The sequence below is a fragment of the Dactylosporangium sp. CA-152071 genome (assembly GCF_050936335.1).
Classification (GTDB): Bacteria; Actinomycetota; Actinomycetes; order Mycobacteriales; family Micromonosporaceae; genus Dactylosporangium; species Dactylosporangium maewongense.
Genome location: NZ_JBNJMZ010000002.1, coordinates 92,287 through 109,302, shown reverse-complemented (window position 1 = coordinate 109,302; position 17,016 = coordinate 92,287). Strand labels below are relative to the sequence as shown.

At 73.8% G+C, this 17,016-nt stretch carries 9 protein-coding genes and 1 pseudogene (1 of these 10 only partly in view); 4 read left to right on the top strand and 6 right to left on the bottom strand.

The genetic code is table 11. The features are described 5' to 3' along the window. Positions 1-17: 17 nt before the first annotated feature. Positions 18-941, bottom strand: coding sequence for an AMIN-like domain-containing (lipo)protein (locus ACQEVZ_RS40470; protein ID WP_433377426.1), 924 nt, complete (start codon positions 939-941; stop codon positions 18-20). Between the two features lie 466 nt (positions 942-1,407). Here ACQEVZ_RS40470 and ACQEVZ_RS40465 point away from each other — a divergent pair, with 466 nt between their 5' ends. Next, entirely contained in the window at positions 1,408-2,157 is a 750-nt protein-coding gene (locus ACQEVZ_RS40465) for an AbfB domain-containing protein (RefSeq protein ID WP_433377423.1), read from the top strand. 127 nt (positions 2,158-2,284) lie between these two features. Here the strand turns inward: ACQEVZ_RS40465 and ACQEVZ_RS40460 are convergent, their stop codons facing one another. Next, on the bottom strand, positions 2,285-4,237 hold the full coding sequence (locus ACQEVZ_RS40460; protein ID WP_433377420.1) for a ricin-type beta-trefoil lectin domain protein: 1,953 nt from the start codon (positions 4,235-4,237) through the stop codon (positions 2,285-2,287). 223 nt (positions 4,238-4,460) lie between these two features. On the opposite strand from ACQEVZ_RS40460, the gene ACQEVZ_RS40455 reads away from it, so the two are divergent. Together ACQEVZ_RS40455 and ACQEVZ_RS40450 are read left to right on the top strand one after the other, a co-directional pair. Next, a complete protein-coding gene (locus ACQEVZ_RS40455; RefSeq protein ID WP_433377417.1) occupies positions 4,461-5,462 on the top strand; it encodes a LacI family DNA-binding transcriptional regulator in 1,002 nt (333 codons plus the stop codon). Between the two features lie 78 nt (positions 5,463-5,540). After that, positions 5,541-5,843: pseudogene (locus ACQEVZ_RS40450) on the top strand (DUF4419 domain-containing protein); the annotation flags it as partial. A 151-nt stretch (positions 5,844-5,994) separates the two neighbouring features. Here the strand turns inward: ACQEVZ_RS40450 and ACQEVZ_RS40445 are convergent. Next, positions 5,995-7,002, bottom strand: coding sequence for a helix-turn-helix transcriptional regulator (locus ACQEVZ_RS40445; RefSeq protein WP_433377414.1), 1,008 nt, complete (start codon positions 7,000-7,002; stop codon positions 5,995-5,997). Positions 7,003-7,092: 90 nt separating this feature from the next. On the opposite strand from ACQEVZ_RS40445, the gene ACQEVZ_RS40440 reads away from it, so the two are divergent. Beyond that, the gene (locus ACQEVZ_RS40440) at positions 7,093-7,491 is read left to right on the top strand and encodes a VOC family protein (RefSeq protein ID WP_433377411.1); all 399 of its coding nucleotides are present in this window, start codon (positions 7,093-7,095) and stop codon (positions 7,489-7,491) included. A gap of 182 nt (positions 7,492-7,673) precedes the next feature. On the opposite strand, the gene ACQEVZ_RS40435 is transcribed toward ACQEVZ_RS40440, so the two are convergent. The 3 genes from ACQEVZ_RS40435 to ACQEVZ_RS40425 form a co-directional block, all read right to left on the bottom strand. After that, positions 7,674-8,195: a hypothetical protein gene (locus ACQEVZ_RS40435; RefSeq protein ID WP_433377408.1), complete on the bottom strand. Its 522-nt coding sequence runs from the start codon at positions 8,193-8,195 to the stop codon at positions 7,674-7,676. A 170-nt stretch (positions 8,196-8,365) separates the two neighbouring features. After that, entirely contained in the window at positions 8,366-8,623 is a 258-nt protein-coding gene (locus tag ACQEVZ_RS40430; protein ID WP_433377405.1) for a hypothetical protein, read from the bottom strand. 95 nt (positions 8,624-8,718) lie between these two features. Next, positions 8,719-17,016, bottom strand: partial view of a non-ribosomal peptide synthase/polyketide synthase gene (locus tag ACQEVZ_RS40425; RefSeq protein WP_433377402.1) — the 3' portion only. It continues 25,668 nt past the right edge of the window; 8,298 of the gene's 33,966 nt are visible here — the last part of the coding sequence; its start codon lies beyond the right edge, outside the window; the stop codon is at positions 8,719-8,721.

The window sequence follows — 17,016 nt, the reverse complement described above, 5'->3', positions numbered from 1 at the left end:
TGCCGCTCGACGCGGGCTCAGTAGGCGATGTCCACGACGAGGCGGGTCGGGTCGGTCAGGAGCATGACCCGGTATCCGGTGCGGTGGTGGGTGGTGATGAACGCCGACACGGTGCCGTTGTCGTAGACGGCGAACGACACCGACTGTGCCTGGGACAGGCCGGTCGGCGCGGGGTTCGGGCCGGTGACGACGCCGCGCTGGGTGGTAGCGGCGGTGAGGCCGACGTGGATCGTCGTCGGGTTCGGGGCCGTGTAGGCGACGCTGATCAGCGGCGTGGTCGCCGTGCTCAGGTCGAGGACCACGCGGTCGTAGCCGGGGTGCGCGGCCGACCGCACGCCGGCGATCTGGACCTGTGCCGCGGTGCCGGCGCCGCCGAGGAACCGTTCGGTGGTGAACGGCTGGGTGGGCTGGTGCGCGACGTCCACCGCGATCCGCGGCGGGTTCGTCAGCCGCAGCACCCGGAAGCCGACCCCGTCGGCGAGCCCGAGACCGAAGCTGATGTACCCCTCGGACGCGCCGCCGGACTTGATCTGGCGCAGGGTCGGCAGGCGCGGGTCGTACACCCGGGTGAGGTCGATCGTGGACGCGCCGGTCGCGACGTCGTGGGCGAACGCGCCGTCGAACACGACCCGCAGCGTCGTGGCGCCCGCCAGCGGGATGGTGGCGCCGCTGCCGGCGGCGACGAGCGGGCCGTACTCCACGCGGTACCCGGGGGTGCCGCCGGTGAAGTCGAAGACGGTGCGGTCGTAGGCGTCGTGCCGGCCGGTCCGGACGCCCACCAACGTCGGCGGGTGCGGGTCCCACGGCGGCACGGTCGCGGTGCCCGTGATGGGCGTGACGCCCGTCGGGGCGGGCAGGTCGTCCGCCGCGGCCGCGGTGCCCGGCAGGGCGAGGACCGGGACGAGCAGCAGGGCGGCGGACAGCAGTCGGAGCTTGGTCATCCGCATGGCAGTGGCCTTTCCAGAGGGATCGAGTGCGATGACACGACCCAGACGCCCGACCCCTCCCGCCGGTTGACGCACCGCGCCCGCCGTGTCCTCGATTCGACACCAGATTTCGAAAATGATGGATGTGTCGGCGGCCGTCGCGGAGCCTGGATCCGCAGCGTGCGAAGAGCACCGACGTCGGGCGCAGCTGGCGCTTCCTGTCGACGGTGGCCCGGTCCGGCAACAGCGGCGGGCTGTGGGAGCCGGAGCTGGCCGTCGACGTGGCCGGGCGGCTCGTCGCGTACTTCGCCGACGAGAGCCAGCCGGGCCGCAGCCAGGTCCTCGTCCAGGCGGTCTCCACCGACGGCGTGAACTGGCCGGCCCGCAGCGTCATCGTCACCGGCCCGCAGCCGGGGCACCGGCCGGGCATGCCGGCGGTGCGGCGGATGCCCGACGGGCGCTGGCTGCTGGCCTACGAGGTGTGCGGGTTCGGCGGCCGGACGGCTCCCTCGAGGCCCGCGGCCGCTGCCTGGACCTCCCGGGCGCGGCGACCGCGGCGGGCACCCCGCTGCAGATCTGGGACTGCAACGGCTCCCCCGCCCAGCAGTGGCTGCGCCGCGCCGACGGCGCCCTGCTCAACCCCAACTCGGGCCGCTGCCTGGACGCCCCCGACGGGGTCACCGCCAACGGCACGCGGCTGCGGCTGTGGGACTGCAACGGCGCCGCCGCGCAGCGGTTCCCGTTCACGCCGGTCGTCGACCACCCCGCAGGTCTGCTACCGGGGCAGGCGGTGTCGCTGCGGTCGGTGAACTTCCCCGACCGGTTCCTGCGCCACCAGGACGGCGGCACCGTCACCGCCGTCCTGACCGCCGGCAGCCCGGTCGGGGACCGCCGCGCGGCGACGTTCACCGTCCGGCCCGGGCTCGCGGACCCGAGCTGCGTGTCGTTCGCGGCGCTCGACGTGCCCGGCGCGTACCTGCGCCACCGCAGCCTCGCCGTGCACCTCGACCCGTCCACGGACACCGCGCTGTTCCGCGCCGACGCGACCTTCTGCCCCGAGACGACCACCGCCGGCGTGCGCCTGCGGTCGTACAACTTCCCGGACCGGTACGTGCGGCACTACAACGCGGTCGGCTACATCGCCGCGCCGGGCGGCGGGACCCCGTCGGACGCCCCGGCCGGCTTCGACGCCGACACGGCCTGGCGCCCGGAGCAGGGCCTCGCCGCCTGACTGACTAGCCGAGCGTCCAGCTCGCCGCGGTGTTGTTCAGCGTCGCGCCCTCGATGTCGGGGTCGATGCGGGGAAGCGGTGGGGGTGGCGGCGCCCCGGGCGGAGGGGCGCCGCCACCGGATGTGCGCTAGGGCAGCGTCCAGAGCTGGTTGGCGCCGCCGAAGCAGGTCCAGATCTGCAGGCGGGTGCCATCGGCGGAGCTGTTGCCGGTCGCGTCGAGGCACTTGCCGGAGCCGGTGTTCACCAGCTTCGCGGCGTTCACCGTCCACTTCTGCGCGTTACTACCGTTGCAGTCGTAGAGCTGCACGGTCGTGCCGTCGGCGGTGCCTGCGCCGGTCACGTCGAGGCACTTGCCGAGCGCGCGGAGGCTGTTGTCGGCGTTGCCCGTCGTCCACTGCTGGGCGCCGGTGCCGTTGCAGCCGTACAGCTGGACCGCGGTCCCGTTGGCCGAGCTGGCGCCGGCGACGTCGACGCACTTGCCGCCGATGCCGGTGATCTGTCCGGTGCGGGTGCCGCCGCCACCGGTCTGCGTGGCGGTCGGGGTCGGGTTGCCCGTCGCGGTGTTCCACGTGAACGTCGCCGAGGTCCGCGTCGGCAGGCTGTACACGAACGACTGGCCGCCCCAGTTGACCTTCAGCGTCTGCGTCGAGCCGCTGGAGTTGTAGGCGATGAGCGCCTTCGAGCCGTCCGGGTTCTTGAACGCCACGTTGGGGATGGTGGCGTTCGCGGTGGAGTCGATGCGCACGGCGCCGGGGCGGACGAACTTGGTGAGGTGCCCCATCGTGTAGTACTCGACGGTGTAGTCGACCTGGCCGCTGCGCGAGTCGCCGCGGTGCACGGTGATCAGGCCGGTGCAGGTGCCGCAGCCGCCGTTGTGCGGGCCCATGTTCTGGTCGACGGCGAGGCTCCACTTGGTCCAGGACCGGCCCCAGTTGCGGAAGTACTCGATGAGGTCGTACATGTCCTCGGAGTGCTGGTTGCCGACCCAGGTGCCGCCGGAGTGCTCGGTGAAGTACTGGTTGACGTTCGGGAACTGGTTGTGGACCGTGGTCATCTGCGTCGGGCTGCCGCCGTAGTCGTGCCAGGCGATGCCGCCGAAGTTCGGGTGGCCGCGCAGCGCGGCGTCGTTGACCAGCGGCGCCACCCACGTGTCGTACGTGTCGAAGTTCCAGTCGCCGATGAGCAGCTTCGTGCTCAGGCCCGCGCCCTGCAGGGCCGGCATCAGGTCGTTCTTGGCGAAGGACTGCAGGCCGGAGACGGGCCACTGCATCGACGGGTAGCCGGGGCAGCAGCCGGGCTCGTTCTGCTGCGTCACGTAGTTGACGTGCACGCCCTGCGCCTCGTAGCCCTGGACGTACTTGGTGATGTACTGCGCGTACGTCTTGTACCACTGGGCCTGCAGGTAGCCCTGGCTGTAGGCGTTGTTGTCCTTCATCCACGGCGGCGCCGACCACGGCGAGCCGATGACGATCATGCCCGGGTTGAGGGCCTTGGCCTGCTTGGTCAGTGCCATCACGTCGGCGTCCCGGGCGAGCGAGAAGTCGTTCAGGTCGCAGCAGGTGGTGTCGTACGAGTAGCTGTTCTGCGCCAGATCGGAGGAGCCGATGACGTTGCGGGTGGCGCTGACGCCGATGCCGGCGGTCGGGCTGAACAGCTTGGTCATGACGTCGTTCTGGGTCGCCTGGCTCAGCGCGCCGCTGCCGCGGATGTTGAACGCGGCGGTGTCGGTGAACGACGCGCCGGCGCCCTCGAACGGCTGGTAGGTGCTGCCCTCGTTGACGGTGACCGTCTGGTTGGCGCTGCCGGTGCTGGCGGTGAACACGACCGAGGACTGCTGCTGCAGGCCGCGGGTCACGGTCCGGCCGCCGCTGTCGGAGGTGGTGGTGAGCCAGACGTTGACGCTCTCGTTGGCGGCGTTGGCGAACTGCTGGGGCAGCACGATCACGGCGGCGGCGACGACACCGACGGCCGCCGCGACGGTGACGAGCCGCCCCCGCCGGCGCCCTTGCCGGCGAGAGGGCCGGCGATGCGGGCGGGCCGCGGGCGGGTCTTCGGTGGGCGTTTCGTGGGCATGCGACATGGGCGCGCCTTTCCGGGGCGGGACACGACCGGGCGCCATCGCTGGCGGGCGGGGCACGGTCGCCGGTGGGGGTGACGGGTGTTCCATAGAACACACCCGATGCGGTGTCGAGTCAATCAAAGCGAAGCACAAATTTTCTGTAAATTTGTTACATCGCTGCCGCGCCTGCCTATACTTCGCCGCATCCCGGGCCCCCTGCCGGCGACATACTGGAGGAGCCGACGTGCCGAGACGTGCGACGATCCGCGACCTCGCCCACCACAGCGGCGTGTCGATCGCGACCGTGTCGCGCGTGCTCAACGGGCACGCGAACGTCGCCGCCGGCACCCGCGACCGGGTGCTGCACGCCGCCGGCCAGCTGGGGTGGCACGGCGGCCGCGCCACCGACGGCGACGTGGTGTTCGTCCGCTGCCCGTACGTGCTCAGCGACTACTTCGGGCTGATCGTCTCCTCGGTCGTGGAGACCGCCGAGCTGCACGGGATGAGCGTCATGATGAACGCCGGGAAGGGCGCCGCCGGCCGCAGCCCGCTCCCCGCGCTGCCGGACCGGCCTGGCGTGCGCGGCGCGGTGCTCATCCTGCCGCCCGAGCCCACCGAGGACCTGGTGATGCTCCGCGACCGGCGGTTCCCGTTCGTGGTCGTGGACCCCCGCACCGCGCCGCCGCGCGACGTCGTCGCCATCTCCTCCGCCCACTTCGCGGGCGCCCGCAGCCTCATGGCCCACCTGGTCGGGCTCGGGCACCGCCGGGTCGGGATCATCGGCGGTCCCCGCGAGTGGTCGGTCAACGACGGGCGGCTCGCCGGCTACGTGACGCCGCTCATCGAGCTCGGCCTCCTGCCGCCGTCCGAGCTGCTGCGCTTCGTCACCGAGCCGAACGAGGCGCAGGGCCACACCGCCGCCTGCGACCTGCTCGACCTGCCCGACCCACCGACGGCGCTGGTCGGCTTCAACGACAAGATCGCCGTCGGCATCCTGCGGGCGGCCGCCGAGCGGGGCCTGCGCGTGCCCGCGGACCTGTCGGTGGCGGGCTTCGACGACATCGACGTCAGCCGCGCCACCCACCCGATGCTCACCACGGTCCGCCAGCCTCTCGCCGAGCTCGGCCGGATGGCGGTGACCATGCTGCTGCGCATGATCGGCGGCCACGAGCTCGACGCCCTGCACGTCGAACTCGCCACCGAACTCGTCGTCCGCGACTCCACGGCGCCACCCCCGTCGATGTAACAGTTTCACGCGCATCTTCCACAGCGGCACCGCTCGAGCCCTGCGGCCCGGTGGAGCGCCCGGCTGCGGGGCAGTGCGGTGCGCGGTCGTGGCTATGGTTCGGGCGTAATCACCTTCCCGGTCGATGATGTGGCGCCCGCCGCCGCGCCGCTGCCGACGCGGCCGCTCGGCGAGCTGTTTCCTGACGCCCTGGCGTTCGGTGGCGACCCAGCGCTGCCGGTGCTCGACCCGGACGGCGTACACCCGCTGCTCAGCGCCATCGGCCGGGCGTTCGCCGACCATCGGCGGCTGGTGCTGTCGCCCGACGCGGTGTGGCTGACCATCGCGCACGGCGTCGCGCACCACGTCCGGCTGCACGCCGAGCAGCTGCGCCCGCGGCTGGCACGTCACTCGTCATGCTGCTCGACGCCGCTCTGGACTCCGGCGGCGACGTCGCGCACCTGGAGACCGGGCGCCTCGACCGACTCGGCGCACCGGCCGGCTGAACCGTTGCCAGAACGTCGGCCGGCGCGGCCTGCGGGAACGACACCGCTCATGGTCCGGGCCAGGCGGCAGTCGCCTCCTGCGGTGTCGTTGCGGTCGCACAGCCCGCGACACGGTTGGCCCAGGCGCTGATGACGTCGCGGAGCTGGGCCGGCTCGTGCACGAGGAACGGCAGCCCGAGCCCAGCCAGGACGCCGGGAAGCCAGTCGAGCCGCTGCGCCCGGAGCCGTACCAGCACCCAGTCCGCGCCATGGCCGGCCTCTGGTTCGATGGTGGCGATGCCTCGCGGCAGCCGCGCCTGTACCTCGTCGGCCGTGCCCTGCACCGCGATGACGACCTCGTGGCGCCAGGGGGTGCCGGCCAGGGCCGCGCGGACCACGTCGGCGGGCCGGAAGCCGTCGGGCACCGTGAACGTGCCCTCCGCCAAGCGCACCTGCGTGATCCGGTCGAGCCGGAACGTGCGCACTTCGCCCGAGGCCGAGTCGGGGCCGGTGACGTACCAGCGCCCGGAGTGCGCGACGATGCCGTACGGATGCACGGTCCGCTCGCTGCGCCGGCCGCCGCGGTCGGTGTAGGCGATCACCGCGGGTCGGCACTGCCGGGCGGCCTCCGCCAGCCGCAGCATGACGGAGGTCTCCGGCGTGGTCGTCGCGCGCTCCGGCGCGGTGAAGTCGGTGGTCGCGAACAGCGCGTCCAGCCGCGCGGCGAGTGTCTTCGGCAGCACCCTGCGTATCTTGGCGGCTGCGGCCTCGGCGGTCTCCCGCGACGTGGTCGCCAGGCCGGCTCGGCGGGCCGCCGCCAGGCCGAGGAGAACGGCAAGGGCCTCCTCGTCGGTCAGCATGAGCGGGGGCATGCGGAATCCGGGCGCCAGCCGGTAGCCGCCGTACCGTCCCCGCACCGCCTCGACCGGCACGTCGAGATCGACCAGGTGCTCGGCGTAGCGCCGCACGGTGCGCTCGTCGACGTCGAGGCGCCTTGCCAGCTCGAGAGCGGTGTGGGTGCCGCCGCCCTGCAGGATCTCCAGGAGGCCGAGCACCCGCGCGGTCGGTCGCGGCATGAATCAGATTCTTCCAGAAGCCGGGCGGAACATGTCCGGTATTGCTCGTAGCCTCTGCTCCACGCCTCAGCGCACACCAGGGAGCACGTCATGATCTTTGCGTCGGTCCGTGTCATCACCAGCGATGTCGACCGCCTCACGGAGTTCTACCAGCAGGTCACCGGGCAGCCCGCCCAACGGTACACGGGAGACTTCGCCGAAATCGTCCTGCCGGGGGCGACCCTCGCGATCGGCAGCACGGCCACGGTCAAGCTCTTCGGCGAAGGCTCGGCCGAGCCGGCCGCCAACCGGACGGCGATCATCGAGTTCCGGGTGGACGACGTGGACGCCGAGTTCGCCCGGCTGCGGGACGTGATCGGTGCGTTCGTTCAGGAGCCGACCACGATGCCGTGGGGCAACCGGTCGCTGCTCTTCCGCGATCCCGACGGGACGCTGGTCAACCTGTTCACACCGGTCAGTGCTGAGGCGATCGACCGGCAGCAGCGCTGATCGCCGCCGAGGGGCCGGACCCCGAGAGGCTTCGTCCGGCACCTCGAACGGGGGTCACCGGTCGGCCGTCCGCGTCGGCGCGGCCCGGGCCGCGCGGCCCTCGCGGTGGAACTGCCAGGCGTCCGACCTTGACGGCCTGCGGCAAGCATTGACGACGTTCTCGAACCGAGGTCAGCAACGGTTCAGCCGGCCGTGTCGCACGGCACGTCGTGCGACATCGGCACAGCACGGGCCATCCAGTCCCGGGCCTCGGCGATGTCCGCGCCGGCGAACTGCTGGACGCCCTCCTCGTGGAAACGCGAAACGACCACAAAGACGCGCGTGCCGACGCTGGCCTGCGAAGCCGACCCCGCATCGGCACGGTAGGTGAGCGGCCGGCCCACCTCGGCGCCTTTCAGCGACGCCTCCACCTGGATGGTGACCTCCCAGCCGCCGCCAGCACCGGACGACGAAACAGCTGTCACCACCCCCTCGGCGATGTACCGCGCACACGACGCGATCCCCGTGTCCGACAGCTTCCCCCGGTCGCCGCCTGTCGCGGCCACCCGGGCGGCGCCGAGACCCGTGACCACGATCGCGACAACCACCCCCGCGGCGACCAGAAGCCGGACCCGCTTCCGCCGGATCGGGGCCTGCGGGCTCGACGACTCGTCGTTGGCCACCCCGGGCTGCGCCGTCGCCGCGCTGCGCTCGCCGGTGTCCAAGGGGCACCTCTTCTCCACCGGTGTGCGTGTCCGTGGCCCAGCGAGATCGACGGACCATGGACCCGCCTCGTCGCTGGGGAACTCACAACGTAACGGATTTTGTCCACGCGTCCGAAGGCGCGTTGCGGCACATTGTCCTGGGGTACCTGGCCCGGCTCGCCCAGCATTCGTCAGCGCAGCGCCGCCACCGCGGTCTCGATCACCGTATCGGGCGGGCTGACGACGTCGGGCACGACGCCAGCGCCCTCAAGCAGGATCCGGGCCGAGCCCCGAGCCAGGGCGAACGCGGCGTCGGGATACGGCTGGGCGAGGCTGACCGTTCGAGAACGACGGTGCGCCGCCGTACCGGCGACCGATCCCGCACTGAGACAACGGCTGTCCGTGGCCGGCGGCAGATCGGAAGCCACCACCGCCGCGCGAGCACTCATCGGCCACCTGGGGCCCGACTGACCCGTGCCGCCGCGAGCAGTGCCGCGGCGGCGGCCGTCGTCGGATCGTTCTGGGAATCACTCGTCGCGGGTGGTCACCGGTACTCGTCGGGGGTGAGCATCGGGCGCAGGGCCGGGCGCGCCTGGCGGGGGATCGCCGGGTGGGTGCCGACGTGCAGGGCCAGACCGGCCGGGGTCGGGGTTTCGAAGAGGACGCGGATGTCGACCTCGACGCCGAGGGATGCCCGAATCCGGCTGATGAGGCGGACGGCGAGCAGGGAGTGGCCGCCGAGGTCGAAGAAGTCGTCGTCGACGCCGACCGTCTCCAGGCCCAGGGTCTCCGCGAACGCGCGGCTGAGCAGCTCCTCCCGCTCGTTGGCCGGGGGGCGCCCGGTCCCCGCGGTGCCCGCGTAGGCCGGCGCCGGCAGCGCCTTGCGGTCGAGCTTGCCGTTGCTGGTGAGCGGCAGCGTGTCGAGGATGACCACGGCGGCCGGCACCATGTGCTCCGGCAGGCGGGCCGCGACGTGCTCGCGCAGCGCGGCCGGTTCGGCGTCGCCGGCGACGTAGGCGACGAGGCGCAGGTCCCCGGGCCGGTCCTCGCGGACGACGACCGCGGCCTGCGACACCAGGCGGTGTGCGGCGAGGACGGCCTGGACCTCGCCGGGCTCGACCCGGAAGCCGCGGATCTTCACCTGCTCGTCGGCGCGGCCCAGGTAGGCCAGGTCGCCGGAAGGGGCCCAGCGCACGACGTCGCCGGTGCGGTAGAGGCGGCCGCCGGTGCCGAACGGGTCGGCGACGAAACGGGACGCGGTGAGCCCGGAGCGGTCCACGTACCCGCGGGCGAGCTGCGCCCCGCCGACGTACAGCTCCCCCGCGACGCCCAGCGGCACCGGCCGGAGGCGGGCGTCGAGGACGTACACGCGGGTGTTGGCGACGGGCCGGCCGATCGGCACCGGCGAGTCGCCGGACAACCGGGTGGTCAGCACGCCGATCGTCGTCTCGGTCGGGCCGTAGTGGTTGTACACCGGCCGGTCGCCGGCCGTGGCGACGAGGTCCTGAAGCCAGGCGGCCGGCGCCGCCTCGCCGCCGAGGACCAGCCCGCGGGCCGGCACGATCGTGCCGAGGGCCGCCAGGTGCGACGGGACGACCTTGAACGCGTCGACCCGTTCGGCGGTGACGAACGCGGCGAGCGCCGCCGGGTCGGTCACCGCCCCTTCGGGGGCGACGAGCAGCGTGCCGCCGGAGGCGAGGGCGCCGAACACGACGGTGTTGCCGAGGTCGGTCACCTGTCCTTGCAGGACGGCGTAGCGGCCGGGCCCGGACAGCCCGACGCGGGCCGGCACCGACGCGACGTAGTTGGCGAGGCCGCCGTGGGTGACCCCGACCCCCTTCGGGGTGCCGGTCGAGCCCGACGTGTAGATGACGTAGGCCAGGTGGCCGGGCAGCGCGCGGGCCTGGACCGGGTCGGCGGGCGTCGCGGCGATCCGGGGGTTCTCGACGGCGACCATCCGGACCCGGCCGGCCGGCAGGTCGTCGAGCACGTCCTCGGCGCCGAGCAGCAGCGCCGCCTTCGCGTCGGCGAGCATGAACGCGATCCGGTCGACCGGGTGGCCCGGGTCGAGCGGCAGGTACGCGCCGCCTGCCTTCCACACTGCGAGGATCGCGACGATCATGTCGGCGCCGCGTGGCAGGCAGAGCGCGACGACGGACTCCGTGCCGACGCCCTGGCCGGTCAGGTACCGGGCGAGCCGGTTGGCCCGGGCGTCCAGCTCGCCGTAGGTCAGCTCGGCGCCGTCCGCGACCAGGGCGACCGCGCCCGGGTCCTGCGCCGCGACCATCTCCGGGACGAGCAGCGCCGGCAGTGCTGTGGCGGTGTCGTTCCAGGCGTGCAGCACGAGGTCCCGTTCGGCCGGCTCCAGGACGTCGGCCGTGGACAGACGCCGGCCCGGGTCGGCCGCGACGGCCTCGAGGAGCCGCAGCCAGCGCCGGCCGATCGCGGCCACGGTGCCGGCGTCGAACAGGTCCGCCGACCCCGTCAGCCCGCCGGCGATCCCGGCCGGCGCACCGGCGGCGTCGTAGGTCTCGCCGACGACCGCGGCGAGGTCGAACTTCGCGGCGGTCGGCGCCGGCGCCGCCGCGGACCCGCCGGCCTGGATGCCGGGGAGGTCGAGGACCGGCTCCTCGCCGGTCTGCACGGTCAGCAGCACCTGGAACAGCGGGTGCCGGGCCAGGGACCGGGCCGGGGCGAGCTCCTCCACGAGCCGCTCGAACGGCACGTCGGCGTGTTCGAGCGCGGCCAGGGCAGTGCGGCGCATCGCGGCGAGCACGTCGGTGAACGCCGGGTCGCCGGACAGGTCGCTGCGGATGACGAGCGTGTTGACGAACGAGCCGACGAGTCCGTCGAGGGCCTCGTCGCCGCGGGCGTCGACCGCCGTGCCGACCGGGATGTCCGTGCCGGCGCCCAGCTTCGCCATGAGGACGGCGTACGCGGCCTGCAGGAGCATGAACATGGTGACGCCTTCGGCCCGGGCGACGGCGCGGAGCCGCTCGTGCAGGCTCGCCGGGATCTCGACCGGCACGGTGTGCCCGCGGTGGCTGCCGACCGCCGGGCGGGGCCGGTCGGCGGGCAGCGTCAGCTCCTCCGGTGCCCCGGCGAGGGCCCGCTTCCAGTAGCCGACCTGCCCGGCGATGACGCTGTCCGGGTCCTCCTCGGAGCCGAGCAGGTCCCGCTGCCACAGGGCGTAGTCCGCGTACTGGACCGGTAGCGACGTCCACTGTGGAGCGTCTCCGGCGAGGCGGGCGGTGTAGGCGGCCGACAGGTCCGCGGCGAGGGGACGCATCGACCACGCGTCGGCCGCGATGTGGTGGATGACGACGACGAGCAGGTTGTCGGGGGTGAACAGCCAGGCCCGGATCGGGATCTGGGTCGCCAGGTCGAACGCGTGCTCCGCGGCCCGGGCGACCGCATCCGGGCCGCCCTCCGTCACCTCGAGGTGCCAGTCGAGCTCGTCGAGGTCGAGGATCCGCTGGAACGGGTCGCCGTCCTCGGTCGGCAGGACGGTCCGCAGCACCTCGTGCCGCCCGATGACGTCACGCAGCGCGGCGCCGAGCGCGGCCACGTCGACGGCGCCGGTCAGCCGCACGGCGAGGGGGATGTTGTAGGTGGCGCTGGGGCCTTCCAGCTGGCTGATGAACCACAGCCGCTGCTGCGCGTAGGACACCGGCAGCCGCTCCGGCCGGACCGTCCCGGCCAGGCCGGCCCGGGCCGTGCCCGCACCCGGGAGGCGGGCGGCGAGCCCGGCCACCGTCGGCGCCTCGAACAGCGCCCGCAGCGGCACCTCGACGCCGAGGACGGCGCGGACCCTGCTGACGAGCCGGACGGCGAGCAGCGAGTGCCCGCCGAGGGCGAAGAAGTCGTCGTCGACCCCGACAGTGTCGACGCCGAGGACGTCGGCGAACGCGAGGCACAGCAGCTCCTCGTGCGCGGACGCCGGAACGCGTGAGGCGCCGGTCTCGAACCGCGGCTCCGGCAGCGCCCTGCGGTCGAGCTTGCCGTTCGGGGTCAGCGGCAGCGCGTCGAGCACGACGAACGCCGACGGCACCATGTACTCCGGCAGGCGCTCCGCCGCGTGCTCCCGGAGCCCGTCGGTGGCGCCGACGACGTAGGCGACGAGGCGGTCCTCGCGCAGCGCGACCGCCGCCCGGGCGACGCCGGGGTGGCCGAGCAGGACCGCTTCGACCTCGCCGGGTTCGATCCGGAAGCCGCGCAGCTTCACCTGCGTGTCGGCGCGGGACAGGTAGACGAGGTCTCCGCCGGCCGTCCAGCGCACGACGTCGCCGGTGCGGTACACGCGCTCGCCGGAGCCGGTGGGGTCGGCGACGAACCGTTCGGCGGTCAGGCCGGGGCGTCTCCGGTATCCGCGGGCCACGCCGGCGCCGCCGATGTACAGCTCCCCGGCGACCCCGGCGGGCACCGGGTGGAGCCGGTCGTCGAGGACGAGGACGCGGGTGTTGGCGATCGGCCGGCCGATCGTGACGCCGCCGGTGCCGGTGACGCCGGCGGCCGTGGACCAGACGGTCGTCTCGGTCGGGCCGTAGAGGTTCGTGACCGACGCGGCCCGACCGGCGAGCGTGCCCGCCAGGCCGGCCGGGAGCGCCTCGCCGCCGACGAGGACCCGCACGCCGCCCCAGTCGCCGGTGTCGGCGTCGGTGGTCAGCGCCTGCCACAGGCTCGGCGTGCCCTGCACGACGGTGACGCCGTGCCCGCGCACCAGGTCGCGCAGCAGCCGCGGGTCGCGGACCTCGTCCCGCCCGGCGAGCACGACGGTGGCGCCGTGCAGCAGCGGCAGGTACAGCTCCAGCGCGGCGATGTCGAACCCGACGGTCGTCACGGCGAGGAGCCGGTCGGCGGCGGTGAGGCCGAACCGGTCCTGCATCGCGGTGAGGAAGTTGACGAGCGCGCCGTGCTCGACGGCGACGCCCTTCGGGGTGCCCGTCGATCCGGACGTGTAGATGAGGTACGCGAGCTGCGCCGGGGTCACCTCGACGGCCGCCGGGCCGGGGGGCGGTGCCGGGTCGTCGAGCGTCAGGACCGGTGCCGCCGCGCCGGCCGTGGCACCGGCGGACGCGGCGTCGGTGAGGACACACACGGCGCCCGCGTCGGCGAGGACGAACGCGACCCGCTCCGCGGGGTACTCGGGGTCGACTGGCAGGTAGGCGCCGCCGGCCTTGAGCACGCCGAGCAGCGCCGCGACCAGGTCGGGGCCGCGCCGCAGGCAGACGCCGACGACGGACTCCCGCCCGGCGCCGCGCGCGAGCAGCAGGTGCGCGACCTGGTTCGCACGGGCCTCCAGGTCGGCGTAGGTGACGGCGGTGCCGCCGGACAGCACCGCGACGGCCTCCGGGGTCCTGGCCGCCTGCGCCGCGAACAGCGCGGGCAGCGTCGCGTCCGGCACGGCGGTGGCCGTGTCGTTCCAGTCCGCGAGGATCCGGCGCCGTTCGGTGTCGTCGAGGACGTCCACGTCGGACACCGGCCGGGCCGGGTCGGCGACGACCGCGTCGAGGACCCGCACCCAGCGTCCGGCGATCGACGCGACGGTCTCCTGCTCGAACAGGTCCGCCGCGCCGGTCAGGACGCCGCGCAGTCCGGCCGCGGTCCCTTCGGCGCCGAACGTCTCGGCGACGGCGAGGTCGAGGGCGAACTTGGCGGCCCGGGACCCGGCGGACGCCGGCCGGCTGCCGGCGCCCGGCAGGTCGACGGTCACCTCGGCGGCGCTCTCCAGGGTCAGCAGGACCTGGAACAGCGGGTGCCGGGCGAGGGACCGGGCCGGGGCGAGGTCCTCGACGAGGCGTTCGAACGGCACGTCGGCGTGCTCGAACGCGGCGAGTCCCGTGTCCCGCACCCGGTCGAGCAGCTCGGTGAAGCTGGGGTCGCCGCCGAGGTCGGTCCGCAGGACGAGGGTGTTGACGAAGAAGCCGACCAGGTCCTCGAGGGCCTCGTCGGTGCGGCCCGCGACCGGAGTGCCGATCGGCACGTCGGTACCGGCGCCGAGCCTCGACAGCAGCACCCCGAACGCGGCCTGCAGCACCATGAACACCGTGACCCCGCGTTCGCGGGCCAGGTCCCGGACGCGGGCGTGCAGGCCCGCCGGGACGTGCACCGTGACGCTGTGGCCGGTGTGCCCGGCCACGGCGGGGCGGCGCCGGTCGGTCGGGAGCGCGAGCTCCTCGGGGGCGCCGGCGAGCGCCTGCCGCCAGTAGCCGACCTGCCTGGCGATGAGGCTGCCCGGGTCGTCGGCGGATCCGAGCAGGTCCCGCTGCCAGAGGGCGTAGTCGGTGTACTGCGCCGGCAAAGGCGTCCACCGCGGCGCGGCGCCTTCCAGCCGGGCCGCGTACGCGGTGCCGAGGTCGCGGGCGAGGATGCCGGTCGACCAGCCGTCGCCGGCGATGTGGTGGACGACGACGACCAGCGTGCGGCCGCCGAACAGCCACGCCCGGATCGGGATCTCGGTCGCCAGGTCGAACGTGTGCCGGGTCGCCGCGTCGACGGCGTCCTGGCCGCCTTCGACGGTCTCCAGGTGCCAGCCGGCCTGCCCGCTGTCGTCGAGGATCCGCTGGAACGGTGCGCCGTCCGCGACGGGGAAGACGGTGCGCAGCACCTCGTGCCGGTCGATGACGTCCCGTAGCGCGGCGTCGAGCGCCTCGACGTCGACGTCGCCGGTGAGGTCGAGCACGGCGGGGATGTTGTACGTGGCGCTGGGGCCTTCCAGCTGTCCGATGAACCACACGCGCTGCTGGGCGTAGGACAGCGGCACCTGCTGCGGTCGGGTCCGGCGTTCGACGGCGGCCCTGGGTTCGCCCGCGCCGGCGAGCCGGGCGGCGAGGCCGGCGACGGTCGGCGCCTCGAACAGGGTCCGCAGCGGCACCTCGACGCCGAGGACGGTGCGGACCCGTGCCGTGAGACGGACGGCGAGCAGGGAGTGCCCGCCGAGGGCGAAGAAGTCGTCGTCGACGCCGACGGTGTCGAGGCCGAGCACGTCGGCGAACGCCTGGCAGAGGAGCTCTTCCCGCACACCGGCGGGTCCCCGCCCGGCGCCGGAGGTGAACCGCGGGTCCGGCAGTGCCCGGCGGTCGAGCTTGCCGTTGGCGTTGAGCGGCAGCGCGTCGAGCACGACGATCGCGGCGGGCACCATGTAGTCCGGCAGCCGCGACGCGGCGAGCTTACGCAGGGCGACGCTGTCGGCGGTGCCGGCCGCGTAGGCGACGAGCCGGTCATCGCGGGCGACGACGACGGCCTGGGTCACGTCGGCGTGCCCGGCGAGGACGGCTTCGATCTCGCCGGGTTCGACGCGGAACCCGCGGACCTTCACCTGCTGGTCGCTGCGGCCTAGGTAGACCAGGTTGCCGTCGGCGTCCCACCGCACGCCGTCACCCGTCCGGTACAGGCGTCCACCGGCGCCGAACGGGTCCGCGACGAACCGGTCGGCGGTCAGACCCGGCCGGTTCAGGTAGCCGCGCGCGATGCCGGTGCCGGCCAGGTACAGCTCGCCCGCCACGCCGGGCGCGACCGGCTGCAGGCGGTCGTCGAGGACGTACACGCGGGTGCCACCGATGGGCCGGCCGATCGGCGGGACCGTGCGGGTCGCGCCGTCGTCGAACCAGGCGGTGGCGTAGACGGTCGCCTCGGTCGGGCCGTAGATGTTCGCGACCGCCGGTACCGCGGCCCGGACCGTGTCCAGGACGGTCGCCGAGAGGCCTTCGCCGGCCAGGACCGCCATGCCTGCGGTCACGGATCCGATCACCGGCACGAGCGCCGACGGCACGGCGCAGATCAGTGACGCGTCGTCCACCGGCGCGTCGGCGAGGGCGAGGAGGTCGTCGACGAGGCGGACGGATCCGCCGCTGCACAGCGGACCGAACAGCTCGAACACCGACACGTCGAAGCTCAGCGACGTCGCGCCCAGCACCCGCTCGAACAGCCCACCACCGAACCGCTCCCCCGCCCACCGCACCAACGCCGCCACCGAACGATGCTCGACCACCACACCCTTCGGCGTGCCGGTCGAGCCCGACGTGTAGATGACATAGGCCGGATGCGACGGCAGCAGCGCCACGTCGAGGTCGGCAGCGTCGCCGCCGACCACCTCGGTCACGACAAGGACGGCGCCGGCGTCGGCGACCATGAACTCCACCCGCTCGTCCGGCAGGTCCGGGTCGAGCGGCAGGTAGGCGCCGCCGGCCTTGAGAATGCCAAGCACAGCGACCAGCAGGTCGATCCCGCGACGCATCCGGACACCGACGACCATCTCCGGTCCGACGCCGAGTCCGCGCAGGTGTCGGGCGAACCCGTTGGAGCGGGCGTGCAGCCGCGCGTACGTGACGGACCCGGCGCCGCAGACGACGGCGGTCGCGTCCGGGGTGCGGGCCGCCTGCGCGGCGAACAGCGCGGGCAGGGTGGTCTGCGGCACGGTGAACCCGGTCGCGTTCCAGTCGACGAGGACGCGGTGCCGTTCGGCCGGTCCGAGGATGTCCACTTCGGACAGCCGGGTGGCGGGTGCGGTGACGACCGTGGTCAGCACGCGGGCGAGGCGGTCCGCGAGCCGGTCGACGGTGCCGGCGTCGAACAGGTCCGCGGATCCGGTGACCGTGCCGGCGAGGCCGGCGGGGCCCTCGGTGACGGCGACGTCGAGGTCGAACTTCGCCGCGACCGGCCCGGCGGCCGCGGCCGTGACGGTGACGCCGAGCAGGTCGAGGACGGGGTCGGCGGTGTTCTGCACGGTCAGCATCACCTGGAACAGCGGATGCCGCGACAACGACCGCGCCGGCGACAACTCCTCCACCAGACGCTCGAACGGCACATCCGCATGCTCGAACGCCGCCAGACCACCCTCCCG

What these genes read in the sequence shown, in the direction of transcription:
- ACQEVZ_RS40445 (WP_433377414.1), bottom strand. Translation starts at nt 7,002, where the DNA reads ATGCCGCGACCGACCGCGCGGGTGCTCGGCCTCCTGGAGATCCTGCAG.
- ACQEVZ_RS40460 (WP_433377420.1), bottom strand. Translation starts at nt 4,237, where the DNA reads ATGTCGCATGCCCACGAAACGCCCACCGAAGACCCGCCCGCGGCCCGC.
- ACQEVZ_RS40440 (WP_433377411.1), top strand. Translation starts at nt 7,093, where the DNA reads ATGATCTTTGCGTCGGTCCGTGTCATCACCAGCGATGTCGACCGCCTC.
- ACQEVZ_RS40470 (WP_433377426.1), bottom strand. Translation starts at nt 941, where the DNA reads ATGACCAAGCTCCGACTGCTGTCCGCCGCCCTGCTGCTCGTCCCGGTC.
- ACQEVZ_RS40430 (WP_433377405.1), bottom strand. Translation starts at nt 8,623, where the DNA reads ATGAGTGCTCGCGCGGCGGTGGTGGCTTCCGATCTGCCGCCGGCCACG.